The organism is Pseudomonas sp. RIT-PI-o (assembly GCF_001297215.1).
In the GTDB taxonomy this organism is placed as follows: Bacteria; Pseudomonadota; Gammaproteobacteria; order Pseudomonadales; family Pseudomonadaceae; genus Aquipseudomonas; species Aquipseudomonas moraviensis_A.
In genome coordinates, this window is sequence record NZ_LHPA01000021.1 from 353,865 (window position 1) to 371,261 (window position 17,397).

14 protein-coding genes are annotated in these 17,397 nt (G+C 60.9%); all 14 read left to right on the forward strand.

What is annotated here, in order from left to right:
- Window positions 1-401 precede the first annotated feature (401 nt).
- The 14 genes from aceA to nuoN all read left to right on the forward strand — a co-directional run bounded on the left by aceA (window position 402) and on the right by nuoN (window position 17,301).
- Window positions 402-1,727 carry an isocitrate lyase gene (aceA, locus tag AEQ63_RS12680; protein ID WP_003223815.1) on the forward strand — a complete coding sequence of 442 codons (1,326 nt, stop codon included), beginning with the start codon at window positions 402-404 and terminating at the stop codon, window positions 1,725-1,727.
- A 639-nt stretch (window positions 1,728-2,366) separates the two neighbouring features.
- Window positions 2,367-2,780, forward strand: a complete 414-nt coding sequence (locus tag AEQ63_RS12685) for an NADH-quinone oxidoreductase subunit A (RefSeq protein WP_003223812.1) — start codon at window positions 2,367-2,369, stop codon at window positions 2,778-2,780.
- A 10-nt stretch (window positions 2,781-2,790) separates the two neighbouring features.
- The gene (locus tag AEQ63_RS12690) at window positions 2,791-3,465 is read left to right on the forward strand and encodes a NuoB/complex I 20 kDa subunit family protein (protein ID WP_016775278.1); all 675 of its coding nucleotides are present in this window, start codon (window positions 2,791-2,793) and stop codon (window positions 3,463-3,465) included.
- Between the two features lie 69 nt (window positions 3,466-3,534).
- Window positions 3,535-5,319: an NADH-quinone oxidoreductase subunit C/D gene (gene nuoC, locus AEQ63_RS12695; protein ID WP_042609213.1), complete on the forward strand. Its 1,785-nt coding sequence runs from the start codon at window positions 3,535-3,537 to the stop codon at window positions 5,317-5,319.
- Between the two features lie 2 nt (window positions 5,320-5,321).
- Window positions 5,322-5,819 carry an NADH-quinone oxidoreductase subunit NuoE gene (nuoE, locus tag AEQ63_RS12700; protein WP_003223804.1) on the forward strand — a complete coding sequence of 166 codons (498 nt, stop codon included), beginning with the start codon at window positions 5,322-5,324 and terminating at the stop codon, window positions 5,817-5,819.
- Entirely contained in the window at window positions 5,816-7,171 is a 1,356-nt protein-coding gene (gene nuoF, locus AEQ63_RS12705) for an NADH-quinone oxidoreductase subunit NuoF (RefSeq protein ID WP_064363636.1), read from the forward strand. The genes nuoE and nuoF overlap by 4 nt, the downstream gene beginning before the upstream one ends.
- Before the next feature lie 136 nt (window positions 7,172-7,307).
- A complete protein-coding gene (gene nuoG / locus AEQ63_RS12710; protein ID WP_039763314.1) occupies window positions 7,308-10,022 on the forward strand; it encodes an NADH-quinone oxidoreductase subunit NuoG in 2,715 nt (904 codons plus the stop codon).
- Complete coding sequence (gene nuoH, locus AEQ63_RS12715; protein WP_039763316.1) at window positions 10,019-11,026, forward strand: NADH-quinone oxidoreductase subunit NuoH; 1,008 nt, start codon at window positions 10,019-10,021, stop codon at window positions 11,024-11,026. Before nuoG ends, nuoH begins: the two co-directional genes overlap by 4 nt.
- An 11-nt stretch (window positions 11,027-11,037) precedes the next feature.
- Complete coding sequence (nuoI, locus tag AEQ63_RS12720; RefSeq protein ID WP_016775283.1) at window positions 11,038-11,586, forward strand: NADH-quinone oxidoreductase subunit NuoI; 549 nt, start codon at window positions 11,038-11,040, stop codon at window positions 11,584-11,586.
- Between the two features lie 9 nt (window positions 11,587-11,595).
- Window positions 11,596-12,096, forward strand: a complete 501-nt coding sequence (gene nuoJ / locus AEQ63_RS12725; RefSeq protein ID WP_007951462.1) for an NADH-quinone oxidoreductase subunit J — start codon at window positions 11,596-11,598, stop codon at window positions 12,094-12,096.
- 3 nt (window positions 12,097-12,099) lie between these two features.
- Window positions 12,100-12,408, forward strand: coding sequence for an NADH-quinone oxidoreductase subunit NuoK (nuoK, locus tag AEQ63_RS12730; RefSeq protein ID WP_003180046.1), 309 nt, complete (start codon window positions 12,100-12,102; stop codon window positions 12,406-12,408).
- Window positions 12,405-14,258 carry an NADH-quinone oxidoreductase subunit L gene (nuoL, locus tag AEQ63_RS12735; RefSeq protein WP_042609210.1) on the forward strand — a complete coding sequence of 618 codons (1,854 nt, stop codon included), beginning with the start codon at window positions 12,405-12,407 and terminating at the stop codon, window positions 14,256-14,258. The genes nuoK and nuoL overlap by 4 nt, the downstream gene beginning before the upstream one ends.
- 39 nt (window positions 14,259-14,297) lie before the next feature.
- Window positions 14,298-15,830 (forward strand): NADH-quinone oxidoreductase subunit M, encoded by a 1,533-nt coding sequence (nuoM, locus tag AEQ63_RS12740; RefSeq protein WP_042609209.1) that lies wholly within the window; start codon window positions 14,298-14,300, stop codon window positions 15,828-15,830.
- Window positions 15,831-15,837: 7 nt separating this feature from the next.
- Window positions 15,838-17,301 carry an NADH-quinone oxidoreductase subunit NuoN gene (nuoN, locus tag AEQ63_RS12745; RefSeq protein ID WP_024013420.1) on the forward strand — a complete coding sequence of 488 codons (1,464 nt, stop codon included), beginning with the start codon at window positions 15,838-15,840 and terminating at the stop codon, window positions 17,299-17,301.
- Window positions 17,302-17,397: the final 96 nt, after the last annotated feature.

The following is a 17,397-nucleotide window of genomic DNA, read 5'->3' on the forward strand; positions in this document are numbered from 1 at the left end:
TGACGACGCGAAAAAGCGAGGGCATGATGGCCTCGCTCCCGCTAATCAGAGGCCCTGGCAAGGGCCTTCGAAGCGCCGTTCGCACCTACCCCGCGAACCGTTTCGTGTCTGTACCGCCCACAAGGTGTGTTTGACGAGGTTGCCGACTGGAACGAAGTTGTCCCGAGGGACGGAAGCGTATTTAGGTAACCCGGCTTCACGCTGTTGTCCGTATGAAGGCCCACGACGCCCGCATGCGCCCCGCAGTCCGCCACTACCTGCTCACTTCCCCTCGAGCCCATCGTTCATCCCGTCGCCTACCCCGCCGAATCCGACTTGACCACCAAGCTTCTGGTCAGCGAGCGCAGGAATTTTCCACCGCAGAACAACTTTTCATAAAAGACGCGACGAGGTTTATCTCCATGGCACTGACACGCGAACAGCAAATTGCAGCCCTCGAAAAAGACTGGGCCGAGAACCCGCGCTGGAAAGGCGTGACTCGCACTTACTCCGCTGCTGACGTGGTCCGTCTGCGTGGCTCGGTTCAGCCTGAGCACACCTTCGCGAAGATGGGCGCCGAGAAGCTGTGGAACCTGGTGACCCAGGGTGCCAAGCCGTCCTTCCGTCCAGAGAAAGATTTCGTCAACTGCATGGGCGCCCTGACCGGCGGCCAGGCTGTTCAGCAGGTTAAAGCCGGTATCCAGGCGATCTACTTGTCCGGCTGGCAGGTGGCTGCGGACAACAACTCCGCCGAATCGATGTACCCGGACCAGTCGCTGTACCCGGTCGACTCGGTGCCAACCGTGGTCAAGCGCATCAACAACTCGTTCCGTCGTGCCGACCAGATCCAGTGGAAAGCCGGCAAGAACCCGGGCGATGAAGGCTACATCGACTACTTCGCGCCAATCGTGGCGGACGCTGAAGCCGGTTTCGGCGGCGTACTCAACGCTTACGAACTGATGAAGAGCATGATCGAAGCAGGCGCCGCCGGCGTTCACTTCGAAGACCAACTGGCTTCGGTGAAGAAATGCGGGCACATGGGCGGCAAGGTTCTGGTGCCAACCCAGGAAGCCGTACAGAAGCTGACTGCTGCCCGTCTGGCCGCTGACGTTGCCGGTACGCCGACCATCATTCTGGCCCGCACCGACGCCAACGCGGCTGACCTGCTGACCTCCGACTGCGACCCGTACGATCAGCCATTCGTGACCGGCGAGCGTACTCAGGAAGGTTTCTACAAGGTACGTGCCGGTCTGGATCAAGCGATCGCCCGTGGCCTGGCTTACGCGCCGTACGCCGACCTGATCTGGTGCGAAACCGCCAAGCCGGATCTGGAAGAAGCCCGTCGCTTCGCTGAAGCGATCAAGAAGGAATACCCGGACCAGCTGCTGTCGTACAACTGCTCGCCTTCCTTCAACTGGAAGAAGAACCTGGACGACGCCACTATCGCCAAATTCCAGCGCGAACTGTCCGCCATGGGCTACAAGCACCAGTTCATCACCCTGGCCGGCATTCACAACATGTGGCACAGCATGTTCAACCTGGCGCACGACTACGCCCGCAACGACATGACGGCCTACGTGAAGCTGCAAGAGCAGGAATTCGCTGACGCCGCCAAAGGCTACACCTTTGTGGCGCACCAGCAGGAAGTGGGCACCGGCTACTTCGACGACATGACCACCGTGATCCAGGGCGGCTCGTCCTCGGTGACCGCGCTGACCGGTTCGACCGAAGAAGAACAGTTCCACTGATAGCGCTTCGCTGAGCAAACGGCCTTTGCGGATCGAACAAAAGCTAACCGCAGAGCCGCAAGATTGACGCCCCGACTGGATCGGGGCGTTTTTTTGCCTGAGTTTTGATGAACACCACAAATCCCTGTAGGAGTGAGCCTGCTCGCGATAGCGGTTTATCAGTTAACTCATGTGCTGGCTGACAGACCGCCATCGCGAGCAGGCTCACTCCTACAGTGGATCTGTGGCGTGGGCGTGAAACATTGATCTGAAGCGGTACAAGCGTCAGAAATTTCCGCTAAAACCGTAGGCTTCGCTACTTGCAGTAACGCGCAAGTAAGACAACTTCCCAACCACTCACTCGTTAAACAGTTACAAAACCACTGCAAACGATATCAATTATCATTCAGCAGCAACTATGTTCGTTACAAGCCCTACAAAACATAATTGATGGAAACCCGGCTAATGCCCGCAACGCATGGGCCGCAGGGCTGTGAGCAAGCGCTATGTCCTTAATCCGGTAAATAATTTCGCCTTTGGAATTTTACTTGCCGGGTGTTTAGCCATAAAATCAGCCCGATTGATTGCTGCGACATATCGTCACTGCCTTATTTCTTTATCAAGCTCAGAGACCTTTGCTCTCTGTTAAGGATTACCAGCATGCCCGAAGCGACAGGACTCATGGCCCACAACTGGGGCTTTGCCATTTTCCTTCTGGGTGTCGTCGGCCTGTGTGCCTTCATGCTTGGCGTCTCCAGCCTCCTCGGGTCAAAAGCCTGGGGTCGCAGCAAAAACGAACCGTTCGAGTCGGGCATGCTACCTACCGGTGGCGCCCGCTTGCGGCTCTCAGCCAAATTCTATCTGGTCGCGATGCTCTTCGTGATCTTCGATATCGAAGCCCTCTTTCTCTTTGCATGGTCTGTGTCCGTCCGCGAAAGCGGCTGGACCGGATTCGTCGAAGCTCTCGTTTTCATAGCAATTCTGTTGGCAGGTCTTGTCTACCTGTTCCGAGTGGGCGCCCTTGACTGGGCTCCGGAAGCTCGTCGCAAGCGGCAGGCGAAGCTGAAACAATGAGGCTTTGGCAATGCAATACAATCTCACCAGGATCGACCCCGATGCTCCTAACGAGCAGTATCCGATTGGCCAGCGGGAAACCGTTGCCGATCCGTTAGAAGATCAAGTCCACAAAAACATTTTCATGGGCAAGCTGGAAGACGTGCTGAGTGGCGCGGTCAACTGGGGACGTAAGAACTCCCTGTGGCCGTACAACTTCGGCCTGTCGTGCTGCTACGTGGAAATGACCACCGCCTTCACGGCGCCCCACGACATCGCGCGCTTTGGCGCCGAAGTGATCCGGGCCTCGCCGCGTCAGGCCGACTTCATGGTTATCGCCGGTACCTGCTTCATCAAGATGGCGCCGATCATTCAGCGTCTCTACGAGCAAATGCTCGAACCGAAATGGGTCATCTCCATGGGTTCGTGCGCCAACTCCGGCGGCATGTACGACATCTACTCCGTGGTTCAAGGCGTAGACAAGTTCCTGCCCGTGGACGTCTACGTACCTGGCTGCCCGCCCCGTCCGGAAGCATTTCTGCAAGGCTTGATGCTGTTGCAGGAATCGATTGGACAGGAGCGTCGTCCGCTTTCCTGGGTCGTTGGTGATCAAGGCGTGTATCGCGCCGACATGCCATCGCAGAAGGAACAGCGCCGCGAACAGCGAATCGCAGTCACCAATCTGCGCAGCCCTGACGAAGTCTGATCCAGTTCTGTTCCAAGTAACGAGAAGCTGGCTTCATTCTTTACGTTGACCGAAAGCGAAAAAATAACCATGACTACAGGCAGTGCTCTGTACATCCCGCCTTACAAGGCAGACGACCAGGATGTGGTCGTCGAACTGAACAACCGTTTTGGCGCCGAAGCGTTCACCGCGCAGGCAACCCGCACCGGCATGCCGGTGCTGTGGGTGGCCCGCGCCAGACTGGTTGAAGTCCTGACTTTCCTGCGCAACCTGCCCAAGCCGTACGTCATGCTCTATGACCTGCACGGCGTGGACGAGCGTCTGCGCACCAAGCGTCAAGGGCTGCCGACCGGCGCCGATTTCACCGTGTTCTATCACCTCATGTCGCTGGAGCGTAATAGTGACGTGATGATCAAGGTGGCCTTGTCCGAAGGCGACCTCAGCATGCCTTCCGTCACCAGCATCTGGCCGAACGCCAACTGGTACGAGCGCGAAGTCTGGGACATGTTCGGCATCGACTTCAAAGGCCACCCGCACCTGTCGCGCATCATGATGCCGCCGACCTGGGAAGGTCACCCGCTGCGCAAGGACTTCCCGGCGCGCGCCACCGAATTCGATCCGTACAGCCTCAACCTCGCCAAGCAGCAGCTTGAAGAGGAAGCCGCGCGTTTCCGTCCCGAAGACTGGGGCATGAAGCGTTCCGGGGCCAACGAGGACTACATGTTCCTCAACCTCGGCCCGAACCACCCTTCCGCGCACGGTGCGTTCCGCATCATTCTGCAGCTGGACGGCGAAGAGATCGTCGATTGCGTCCCGGACATCGGTTACCACCATCGTGGCGCCGAGAAGATGGGCGAACGTCAGTCCTGGCACAGCTACATTCCGTACACCGACCGCATCGACTACCTCGGCGGCGTGATGAACAACCTGCCGTACGTGCTCTCGGTCGAGAAGCTCGCCGGCATCAAGGTGCCGCAGAAGGTCGACGTCATCCGCATCATGATGGCCGAGTTCTTCCGTATCACCAGTCACCTGCTGTTCCTTGGCACCTACATCCAGGACGTCGGCGCCATGACGCCGGTGTTCTTCACTTTCACCGACCGCCAGAAGGCGTACACGGTGATCGAGGCGATCACCGGTTTCCGTCTGCACCCGGCCTGGTACCGCATCGGTGGTGTCGCCCACGACCTGCCGCGCGGCTGGGAAAAACTGGTCAAGGATTTCGTCGAGTGGATGCCCAAGCGCCTGGACGAATACACCAAGGCCGCCCTGCAGAACAGCATCCTCAAGGGCCGTACCGTCGGCGTCGCTGCCTACAACACCAAAGAGGCCCTGGAATGGGGCGTCACCGGTGCCGGCCTGCGTTCCACCGGTTGCGATTTCGACCTGCGCAAGGCGCGTCCGTATTCGGGCTACGAGAACTTCGAATTCGAAGTGCCGCTGGCCGTCAACGGCGATGCCTACGACCGTTGCATGGTTCGCGTCGAAGAGATGCGCCAGAGCATCAAGATCATCGATCAATGCATGCGCAACATGCCGGAAGGCCCGTACAAGGCGGATCACCCGCTGACCACGCCGCCACCGAAAGAGCGCACGCTGCAGCACATCGAAACCCTGATCACGCACTTCCTCCAGGTTTCGTGGGGCCCGGTCATGCCGGCCAACGAATCCTTCCAGATGATCGAAGCGACCAAGGGCATCAACAGTTATTACCTGACGAGCGACGGCGGCACCATGAGCTACCGTACCCGGATCCGTACTCCGAGCTTCCCGCACCTGCAGCAGATCCCTTCGGTGATCAAAGGCAGCATGGTCGCGGACTTGATTGCGTACCTGGGTAGTATCGACTTCGTTATGGCCGACGTGGACCGCTAAGCATGAACAGCACGCTTATCCAGACAGACCGTTTCACCTTGAGTGAAACCGAGCGCTCGGCCATCGAGCACGAGCTGCATCACTACGAAGACCCGCGCGCGGCGTCGATCGAAGCCCTGAAGATCGTTCAGAAGGAACGCGGCTGGGTGCCGGACGGCGCCCTGTACGCGATTGGCGAGATCCTCGGCATCCCGGCCAGCGACGTTGAAGGCGTGGCGACGTTCTACAGCCAGATTTTCCGTCAGCCGGTCGGCCGCCACATCATTCGCGTCTGCGACAGCATGGTCTGCTACATCGGCGGCCACGAGTCGGTGGTCAGCGAAATCCAGAACAATCTGGGCATCGGCCTGGGTCAGACCACCGCCGACGGTCGTTTCACCCTGCTGCCTGTCTGCTGCCTCGGCAACTGCGACAAGGCACCGGCGCTGATGATCGACGACGACACCTTTGGCGATGTCCAGCCTGCTGGCGTGGCCAAACTGCTCGAGGGCTACGTATGACCCTGACATCTTTCGGTCCTGCCAACCGCATTCAGCGTTCGGCCGAGACGCATCCCCTGACCTGGCGTCTGCGCGATGACGGCGAAGCCGTGTGGCTCGACGAGTACCAGGCCAAGAACGGTTACGCTGCCGCGCGCAAAGCCTTCGCCGACATGGATCAGGACGCCATCGTCCAGACCGTGAAAGACGCCGGCCTCAAGGGTCGCGGCGGTGCCGGCTTCCCCACTGGCGTGAAGTGGGGCCTGATGCCCAAGGACGAATCCATCAACATCCGCTACCTGCTGTGCAACGCGGATGAAATGGAGCCGAACACCTGGAAAGACCGCATGCTGATGGAGCAACTGCCCCATCTGCTGATCGAAGGCATGCTGATCAGTGCCCGCGCACTGAAAACCTACCGTGGCTACATCTTCCTGCGCGGCGAATACACCACCGCTGCCAAGCACCTCAACCGTGCCGTGGAAGAAGCCAAGGCGGCCGGCCTGCTGGGCAAGAACATTCTGGGCAGCGGTTTCGATTTCGAACTGTTCGTCCACACTGGCGCCGGGCGTTACATCTGCGGTGAAGAAACCGCACTGATCAACTCCCTCGAAGGCCGCCGTGCCAACCCGCGCTCCAAGCCGCCCTTCCCTGCCGCCGTCGGCGTGTGGGGCAAGCCGACCTGCGTAAACAACGTCGAAACCCTGTGCAACGTGCCGGCGATCATTGCCGACGGCGTTGACTGGTACAAATCGCTGGCTCGCGAAGGCTCCGAAGACATGGGCACCAAGCTCATGGGATTCTCCGGCAAGGTCAAGAATCCGGGCCTGTGGGAACTGCCATTCGGCGTCACCGGTCGCGAGCTGTTCGAAGACTACGCCGGCGGCATGCGCGACGGCTTCAAGCTCAAGGCCTGGCAGCCGGGGGGCGCCGGTACCGGTTTCCTCCTGCCGGAGCACCTCGACGCACAAATGTACGCCGGCGGCATCGCCAAGGTTGGCACCCGTATGGGTACCGGCCTGGCGATGGCGGTGGACGACAGCGTCAACATGGTCTCGCTGCTGCGCAACATGGAGCAGTTCTTCGCCCGTGAGTCCTGCGGTTTCTGCACCCCGTGCCGCGATGGTCTGCCATGGAGCGTCAAGCTGCTGATGGCCATCGAACAAGGCAAGGGCCAGCCAGGCGACATCGAGACCCTGCTGGGTCTGGTCGGTTTCCTTGGCCCGGGCAAAACCTTCTGTGCTCACGCACCGGGTGCCGTGGAGCCGCTGGGCAGCGCCATCAAATACTTCCGTCCAGAGTTCGAAGCCGGTATCGCGCCTGTCAGCGCCGCCGTCCCGCCTCTGGCAAGGCCGATCGTAGTCGGCGCGTAAACGCTTAAGAAGGCGAAGGGTCCGTGCCCTTCGCCTTTCGTCCGATGACGCCCTTCGGGGCTGTTTGGATTCGGACGCATAACAAGATTCCATTAGCCACGCCCGCTGACACCGGGCCAACGAAGACCTTTGAACCATGGCCACTATCCACGTAGACGGCAAAGCGCTCGAAGTCGACGGGGCAGACAACCTGTTACAGGCATGTCTGTCGCTGGGCCTCGACATTCCATATTTCTGCTGGCACCCCGCGCTTGGTAGCGTCGGGGCCTGCCGCCAGTGCGCGGTCAAGCAGTACACCGACGAGAACGACACCCGTGGTCGCATCGTCATGTCCTGCATGACCCCAGCCACCGACAACACCTGGATCTCCATCGACGATGAAGAATCCAAGGCGTTCCGCGCCAGCGTTGTCGAATGGCTGATGACCAACCACCCGCACGACTGCCCGGTGTGCGAGGAAGGCGGTCACTGCCACCTGCAAGACATGACAGTGATGACCGGCCACAACGAGCGCCGCTATCGCTTCAGCAAGCGCACCCACCAGAACCAGCAACTGGGCCCGTTCATTTCCCACGAAATGAACCGCTGCATCGCTTGCTACCGCTGCGTGCGTTTCTACAAGGACTACGCCGGCGGCACCGACCTCGGTGTGTTCGGCGCCCACGACAACGTGTACTTCGGTCGCGTTGAGGACGGCACCCTCGAGAGCGAGTTCTCCGGCAACCTCACCGAGGTCTGCCCGACCGGTGTGTTCACCGACAAGACTCACTCCGAGCGCTACAACCGCAAGTGGGACATGCAGTTCGCGCCGAGCATCTGCCACGGCTGCTCGAGCGGTTGCAACATCTCCCCGGGCGAGCGTTACGGTGAACTGCGTCGTATCGAAAACCGTTTCAACGGTTCGGTGAACCAGTACTTCCTCTGCGACCGTGGCCGTTTCGGCTACGGCTACGTCAACCGTACCGACCGTCCACGTCAACCGCTGCTGGCCGATGGCACCAAGCTCAGCCTCGACGCGGCGCTGGATAAAGCCGCCGATCTGCTGCGCGGGCGCAACATCGTCGGTATCGGTTCGCCACGTGCCAGCCTCGAAAGCAACTACGCGCTGCGCGAACTGGTCGGCGCCGAGCACTTCTACTCGGGTATCGAAGCCTCCGAGCTGGAGCGCATCCGTCTGGTCCTGCAGGTGCTGAACGACAGCCCGCTGCCTGTGCCGAACATGCGCGACATCGAAGACCACGATGCGATCTTCGTCCTCGGCGAAGACCTGACCCAGACCGCCGCGCGCATGGCCCTGGCCCTGCGTCAGTCGGTCAAGGGCAAGGCTGAAGACATGGCCGAAGCCATGCGCGTCCAGCCTTGGCTCGACGCGGCGGTGAAGAACATCGGTCAGCACGCGCTGAACCCGCTGTTTATCGCCAGCCTCGCCGAAACCAAGCTCGACGACGTCGCTGAAGAATGCGTACACGCAGCTCCGGATGACCTGGCACGCATCGGTTTCGCCGTGGCTCACGCCCTCGATGCCAGCGCTCCGGCTGTCGAAGGCCTGGACGCTGAAGCCCTGGAACTGGCGCAGCGCATCGCCGACGCCCTGCTCGCCGCCAAGCGCCCGCTGATCATCGCCGGTACTTCGCTGGGTTCCAAAGCCTTGATCGAAGCCGCCGCGAACATCGCCAAGGCCCTGAAGCTGCGCGAGAAGAACGGTTCGATCAGCCTGATCGTGCCGGAGGCCAACAGCCTCGGTCTGGCCATGCTCGGTGGCGAATCGGTCGACGCCGCGCTGCAAGCGGTCATCGATGGCAAGGCCGACGCTATCGTCGTGCTGGAAAACGATCTGTACACCCGCACCGCCAAAGCCAAGGTCGATGCTGCGCTGAACGCCGCTAAGGTGGTGATCGTCGCCGACCATCAGAAAACCGCCACCACCGATCGCGCACACCTGGTGCTGCCAGCGGCGAGCTTCGCCGAAGGCGACGGTACGCTGGTCAGCCAGGAAGGTCGCGCCCAGCGCTTCTTCCAGGTTTTCGATCCGCAATACCTCGACGCGAGCATTCTGGTGCACGAAGGCTGGCGCTGGCTGCACGCCCTGCGCGCGACCCTGCTGAACCAGCCGATCGACTGGACGCAACTCGACCACGTCACCGCCGCCGTTGCCTCGAGCACCGCGCAACTGGCACGTATCGTCGATGCTGCACCTTCCGCTGCGTTCCGCATCAAGGGTCTGAAACTGGCGCGTGAGCCGCTGCGTTACTCCGGTCGCACCGCAATGCGCGCCGACATCAGCGTTCACGAACCGCGTACCCCGCAAGACCAGGACACCGCGTTCGCCTTCTCCATGGAAGGTTACTCTGGCTCCGCCGAACCGCGTCAACAGGTGCCATTCGCATGGTCGCCGGGCTGGAATTCGCCACAAGCGTGGAACAAGTTCCAGGACGAAGTCGGTGGTCACCTGCGCGCTGGCGATCCGGGCACACGCCTGATCGAAAGCACTGGCGACTCGCTGAACTGGTTCGCCGCTGCGCCGCGGGCGTTCAACCCGGCGCCGGGTACCTGGCAAGCCGTGCCGTTCTTCCACCTGTTTGGTAGCGAAGAAAACTCTTCGAAAGCCGCCCCGGTGCAAGAACGCATTCCGGCGCCATATGTGGCTCTGGCGAAATCCGAAGCCGACCGCCTCGGTGTCAACGACGGTGCTCTGCTGAGCCTGAACGTGGCCGGCCAGACCCTGCGTCTGCCGCTGCGCATCAATGAAGAACTGGGCGCCGGTCTGGTGGCATTGCCTGCGGGCATCGCTGGCATTCCACCGGCATTCGCCGGCGTGTCCGTCGACGGTCTGCAGGAGGCAGCGCAATGACCTGGTTCACCCCTGAAGTGATCGATGTGATCCTGACGGTCATCAAAGCCATCGTGATCCTGCTGGCCGTGGTGGTCGCGGGCGCCTTGCTCAGCTTTGTCGAACGTCGCCTGCTGGGCTGGTGGCAGGACCGTTACGGTCCGAACCGCGTTGGCCCGTTCGGTATGTTCCAGATCGCCGCCGACATGCTGAAGATGTTCTTCAAGGAAGACTGGACCCCGCCGTTTGCCGACAAGGTGATCTTCACTTTGGCACCGGTGGTGGCGATGTCCGCCCTGCTGATCGCCTTCGCGATCATCCCGATCACCCCGACCTGGGGCGTGGCGGATCTGAACATCGGCCTGCTGTTCTTCTTCGCCATGGCCGGTCTGTCGGTGTACGCCGTGCTGTTCGCCGGCTGGTCGAGCAACAACAAGTTCGCCCTGCTCGGCAGCTTGCGTGCCTCGGCGCAGACCGTGTCCTACGAAGTGTTCATGGGCCTGGCCCTGATGGGCATCGTGGTCCAGGTCGGCTCGTTCAACATGCGCGACATCGTCGAGTACCAGGCGCAGAACCTGTGGTTCATCATTCCGCAGTTCTTCGGCTTCTGTACCTTCTTCATCGCTGGCGTCGCCGTGACTCACCGTCACCCGTTCGACCAGCCGGAAGCAGAACAGGAACTGGCCGACGGTTACCACATTGAATACGCCGGTATGAAATGGGGCATGTTCTTCGTCGGTGAATACATCGGCATCATCCTGATCTCGGCGCTGCTGGTCACCCTGTTCTTCGGTGGCTGGCACGGTCCGTTCGGCATCCTGCCGCAACTGTCCTTCGTCTGGTTCGCACTGAAGACCGCGTTCTTCATCATGCTGTTCATCCTGCTGCGCGCTTCCATCCCGCGTCCGCGTTATGACCAGGTGATGGATTTCAGCTGGAAATTCTGCCTGCCACTGACCCTGATCAATTTGCTGGTGACCGCTGCGGTTGTGTTGTTGAACACGCCTGCGGTTGCGGTTCAGTGAGGATTTGACCCATGTTCAAATATATTGGCGACATCGTTAAGGGTACCGGTACCCAGTTGCGCAGCCTGGTCATGGTCTTCGGCCATGGCTTTCGCAAGCGCGACACCCTGCAATACCCCGAGGAGCAGGTCTACCTGCCGCCGCGTTACCGTGGCCGCATCGTCCTGACCCGCGACCCCGATGGCGAAGAACGCTGCGTAGCCTGCAACCTGTGCGCCGTGGCCTGCCCGGTGGGTTGCATCTCGCTGCAGAAAGCTGAAACCGAAGACGGTCGCTGGTACCCGGACTTCTTCCGGATCAACTTCTCGCGCTGCATTTTCTGCGGTCTCTGCGAGGAAGCCTGTCCGACCACCGCGATCCAGCTGACCCCGGATTTCGAGATGGCCGAGTTCAAACGTCAGGACCTGGTGTACGAGAAAGAAGATCTGCTGATCTCCGGCCCCGGCAAAAACCCTGATTACAACTTCTATCGTGTTGCAGGTATGGCAATCGCTGGCAAGCCGAAAGGCGCTGCGCAGAACGAAGCCGAACCGATCAACGTGAAGAGCTTGCTGCCTTAAGGAAGAACGATGGAATTCGCTTTCTATTTCGCATCGGGTATTGCTGTGGTGTCCACGCTGCGTGTGGTCACCAACACCAATCCCGTGCACGCCCTGCTCTACCTGATCATCTCGTTGATCGCCGTGGCCATGACCTTCTTCGCCCTCGGTGCGCCGTTCGCCGGTGTGCTGGAAGTGATCGCCTACGCCGGCGCCATCATGGTGCTGTTCGTGTTCGTGGTGATGATGCTCAACCTCGGCCCGGCCTCGGTGCAGCAGGAACGCACCTGGCTCAAGCCCGGCATCTGGGCAGGACCGGTGATTCTCGCCGCGCTGCTGCTGGCCGAACTGCTGTATGTGCTGTTCGCTCACCAGAGCGGCCAGGCCATCGGCCACACCACCGTAGACGCGAAAGCCGTGGGCATCAGCCTGTTCGGCCCGTACCTGCTGGTGGTCGAACTCGCCTCGATGCTGCTGCTCGCCGCAGCCGTCACGGCGTTCCATTTGGGCCGTAACGAGGCGAAGGAGTAAGACATGCCTGCTATCCCTCTCGAGCATGGACTGGCGGTTGCCGGCATCCTGTTCTGCCTTGGTCTGGTCGGCCTGATGGTCCGCCGCAACATTTTGTTCGTGTTGATGAGTCTGGAAGTGATGATGAACGCCTCTGCCCTGGCCTTCATCGTTGCGGGCGCCCGCTGGGCGCAGCCGGATGGACAGATCATGTTCATCCTGGTGATCAGCCTTGCAGCGGCCGAGGCCAGTATTGGCCTGGCGATCCTGCTGCAACTGTATCGCCGCTTCCACACGCTCGATATCGACGCTGCCAGTGAGATGCGCGGATGAACCTGATCTTTCTGACTTTCGTATTCCCTCTGATCGGTTTCCTGCTCCTGTCGTTCTCCCGTGGACGCTGGTCGGAAAACCTCTCGGCGCTGATCGGCGTGGGTTCCATTGGCTTGTCGGCGATTGTCGCTGCCTATGTCATCTGGCAGTTCAACGTCGCACCTCCCGAAGGCGGTCACTACACCTTGGTGCTGTGGCAGTGGATGGCGGTCGAAGGCTTCAAGCCTGACTTCGCCCTCTACGTCGACGGCCTGTCGATCACCATGCTCGGCGTGGTGGTGGGCGTCGGTTTCCTGATCCACCTGTTCGCGTCCTGGTACATGCGCGGTGAAGCGGGCTACTCGCGCTTCTTCTCGTACACCAACCTGTTTATCGCCAGCATGCTGTTCCTGGTGCTCGGCGATAACCTATTGTTCCTGTACTTCGGCTGGGAAGGCGTGGGCCTGTGCTCGTACCTGTTGATCGGTTTCTACTACAGCAATCGCAACAACGGTAACGCCGCACTCAAGGCTTTCATCGTCACCCGCATCGGCGACGTGTTTATGGCCATCGGCCTGTTCATCCTGTTCCAGCAAGTGGGCACGCTGAACATCCAGGAACTGCTGGTGCTGGCACCGCAGAAATTCCAGGTCGGCGACTTCTGGATCACCCTGGCAACCCTGATGCTGCTGGGTGGTGCAGTCGGTAAATCGGCGCAACTGCCACTGCAAACCTGGCTCGCGGACGCGATGGCCGGCCCGACCCCGGTGTCGGCACTGATCCACGCCGCAACCATGGTCACCGCCGGTGTCTACCTGATCGCCCGTACTCACGGCCTGTTCACCCTGGCGCCGGAAATCCTGCACCTGGTGGGCATCGTCGGTGGCGTGACTCTGGTTCTCGCAGGCTTCGCCGCGCTGGTACAAACCGACATCAAACGTATCCTCGCCTATTCGACCATGAGCCAGATCGGCTACATGTTCCTGGCGCTGGGCGTGGGTGCATGGGATGGCGCGATCTTCCACCTGATGACCCACGCCTTCTTCAAGGCCCTGCTGTTCCTTGCTTCCGGTGCGGTGATCGTTGCCTGCCACCACGAGCAGAACATCTTCAAGATGGGCGGTCTGTGGAAGAAACTGCCACTGGCCTACGCCAGCTTCATCGTCGGTGGTGCTGCGCTGGCCGCTCTGCCTCTGGTCACCGCGGGCTTCTACTCCAAGGACGAAATCCTCTGGGAAGCGTTTGCCAGCGGTAACCACGGTCTGCTCTACGCAGGTCTGGTCGGTGCGTTCATGACTTCGCTGTACACCTTCCGCCTGATCTTCATCACGTTCCACGGTGAAGCCAAGACCGAAGCCCACGCCGGTCACGGCATCGCTCACTGGCTGCCGCTGTCGGTGCTGATCGTGTTGTCGACTTTCGTCGGTGCCATGATCGTGCCGCCGCTGCACGGCGTTCTGCCAGAAAGCGTTGGCCATGCCGGCGGCGAAGCCAAGCACAGTCTGGAAATCGCCTCGGGCGCCATCGCCCTGGCCGGTATCCTGCTGGCGGCCCTGCTGTTCCTCGGCAAGCGTCGCTTCGTCACGGCGATCGCCAACAGCGGCATCGGCCGTTTCCTTTCGGCCTGGTGGTTCGCTGCCTGGGGCTTCGACTGGATCTACGACAAACTGTTCGTCAAGCCGTACCTTGCGATCAGCCATGTACTGCGCAAAGACCCGCTCGACCAGACCATCGGTCTGATCCCGCGTATGGCCAAGGGTGGTCACACCGCCCTGAGCCGCACCGAGACCGGTCAACTGCGTTGGTACGCTGCTTCGATGGCTGCGGGTGCCGTGCTGGTGATCGGCGCCATCGTGCTGGTAGCGGTCTGATATGAACCTTGCGAATTTGCGAAAGGAAACGAGCCCGTCATGATTCTGCCTTGGCTAATCCTGATCCCCTTCATCGGCGGCCTGCTGTGCTGGATGGCTGAGCGCTTCGGCGCCACCCTCCCGCGCTGGATTGCGCTGTTGACCATGACCCTGGAACTCGCACTCGGCCTCTGGCTGTGGGCCCACGGTGACTATTCATTCGCACCGGCGCCGGGCGCCGATCCGACCTGGGCGCTTGAGTTCAAGCATGTCTGGATCCAGCGTTTCGGCATCAACGTGCACCTGGCCCTCGACGGCCTGTCGCTGTTGATGATCCTGCTGACCGGTCTGCTGGGTATCCTCTCGGTACTCTGCTCGTGGAAAGAGATTCAACGTCACGTTGGTTTCTTCCACCTGAACCTGATGTGGATCCTGGGCGGTGTGGTCGGCGTGTTCCTCGCCCTCGACCTGTTCATGTTCTTCTTCTTCTGGGAAATGATGCTGGTGCCGATGTACTTCCTCATCGCGCTCTGGGGTCACAGTTCTTCGGACGGCAAGAAAACCCGGATCTACGCAGCGACCAAGTTCTTCATCTTCACTCAGGCTTCCGGCCTGATCATGCTGGTGGCGATCCTCGGTCTGGTGCTGGTCAACTTCAACAACACTGGCGTGATTACCTTCAACTACGCCGACCTGTTGAAAACCAAGATGTCGATGACCACCGAGTACATCCTGATGCTCGGCTTCTTCATCGCCTTCGCGGTCAAGCTGCCAGTGGTTCCGTTCCACTCCTGGCTGCCTGACGCTCACGCCCAGGCGCCGACTGCCGGTTCCGTCGACCTCGCCGGTATCCTGCTGAAAACCGCGGCCTACGGCCTGCTGCGTTTCGCCCTGCCGCTGTTCCCGAACGCTTCGGCCGAGTTTGCGCCGATCGCCATGACCCTGGGTCTGATCGGGATCTTCTACGGCGCGTTCCTCGCGTTCGCCCAGACCGACATCAAGCGTCTGATCGCCTTCTCTTCCGTTTCCCACATGGGCTTCGTGTTGATCGGCATCTACTCCGGCAGCCAACTGGCGCTGCAAGGTGCAGTGATCCAGATGCTCGCGCACGGTCTGTCGGCAGCGGCACTGTTTATCCTCAGCGGTCAGTTGTACGAGCGTCTGCACACTCGCGACATGCGTGAGATGGGTGGCCTGTGGTCGCGCATCGCCTACCTGCCGGCCATCAGCCTGTTCTTCGCTGCGGCGTCGCTGGGCTTGCCGGGTACCGGTAATTTCGTCGGCGAGTTCCTGATCCTGATCGGTTCCTTCGCCAGCGCTCCATGGGTCACGGCGATTGCCACGTCCGGTCTGGTGTTCGGTTCGGTCTACTCGCTGATCATGATCCACCGTGCCTACTTCGGCCCGTCGAAATCCGACGCGGTGCTGCATGGCATGGACGCGCGCGAACTGATCATGGTGCTCGGTCTGGCGGTGCTGCTGATTTACCTCGGCGTCTACCCGCAACCGTTCCTCGACACCTCTGCCGCCACCATGCATGGCGTGCAGCAGTGGCTCGGCACCGCCTTCTCTCAACTCGCTTCGGCCCGGTAAGAGCGCTATGGAATTCACGATTCAACACTTTATTGCGCTTGCGCCACTGTTGATCACCAGCCTCACCATTATCGTGGTGATGCTGGCAATCGCCTGGCGCCGCAACCACTCGCAGACCTTCCTGATTTCGGTGGCGGGTCTGAACCTGGCCCTGCTGTCGATCCTGCCGGCCCTGAAAGTCGCGCCTCTGGCCGTGACCCCATTGCTGCAGATCGATGCCTTCGCCTGCCTGTACATGGCGATGATCCTGGTTGCCACCCTCGCCTGCGTCACCCTCGCCCACGCCTACCTCGGTGATGGCGGTTCGGGTTACCCGGGCAACCGCGAAGAACTGTACCTGCTGATCCTGATGGCCGCCGCCGGTGGTCTGGTCCTGGTCAGCGCGCAACATCTGGCCGGTTTGTTCATCGGTCTGGAATTGCTCTCGGTACCGGTCTACGGTCTGGTGGCTTACGCCTTCTTCAACAAGCGTTCGCTGGAAGCCGGCATCAAGTACATGGTGCTGTCGGCCGCCGGTTCCGCGTTCCTGCTGTTCGGTATGGCGCTGCTGTACGCCGACGCCGGTTCGCTGAGCTTCGTCGGCATCGGTCAGGCCCTGGCCGCGACCGGTCTGCCTAGCCCGCTGGCGCAACTGGGCCTGGGCATGATGCTGATCGGTCTGGCGTTCAAGCTGTCGCTGGTTCCGTTCCACTTGTGGACGCCGGACGTTTACGAAGGTGCTCCGGCACCGGTGGCGGCGTTCCTCGCGACCGCTTCGAAGGTTGCCGTGTTTGCGGTGATGGTGCGTCTGTTCCAGCTCTCCCCTGCCGCCAGCAGTGGTGTACTGAGCGACGTGCTCAGCGTGATCGCAGTTGCCTCGATCCTGTTCGGTAACCTGCTGGCCCTGACCCAGAGCAACCTCAAGCGTCTGCTCGGTTATTCGTCCATCGCGCACTTCGGCTATCTGCTGATCGCACTGGTGGCGAGCAAGGGTCTGGCGGTGGAAGCCATCGGCGTGTACCTGGTCACCTATGTGATCACCAGCCTCGGCGCGTTCGGCGTGATCACCCTGATGTCCTCGCCGTACAACGGCCGCGACGCTGACGCGCTGTACGAGTACCGCGGCCTGTTCTGGCGCCGTCCGTACCTGACCGCCGTGCTGACTGTGATGATGCTGTCCCTGGCCGGTATTCCGCTGACCGCTGGCTTCATCGGCAAGTTCTACATCATCGCCAGCGGCGTCGAAACGCGTCAGTGGTGGCTGGTCGGCGCACTGGTGCTGGGCAGCGCCATCGGCGTCTTCTACTACCTGCGCGTGATGGTCACCCTGTACCTGATCGAGCCAAACCTGCGTCGCCACGACGCCCAGCTGCACTGGGAACAGAAGGCAGGTGGCGTGATGCTGCTGGCCATCGCCCTGGTCGCGTTCTTCCTGGGTGTGTATCCGCAGCCGTTGCTGGTGCTGGTACAACAGGCGGGGCTGGCGGGCTGATTGCCTGGCTGGGCTGGCTGAAAATGAAAACGGCCCCCTCGGGTGCGTTTTTTGTTTGTTCCCGGGTGCATCGCAAACCCTTGTAGAAATGGGCCT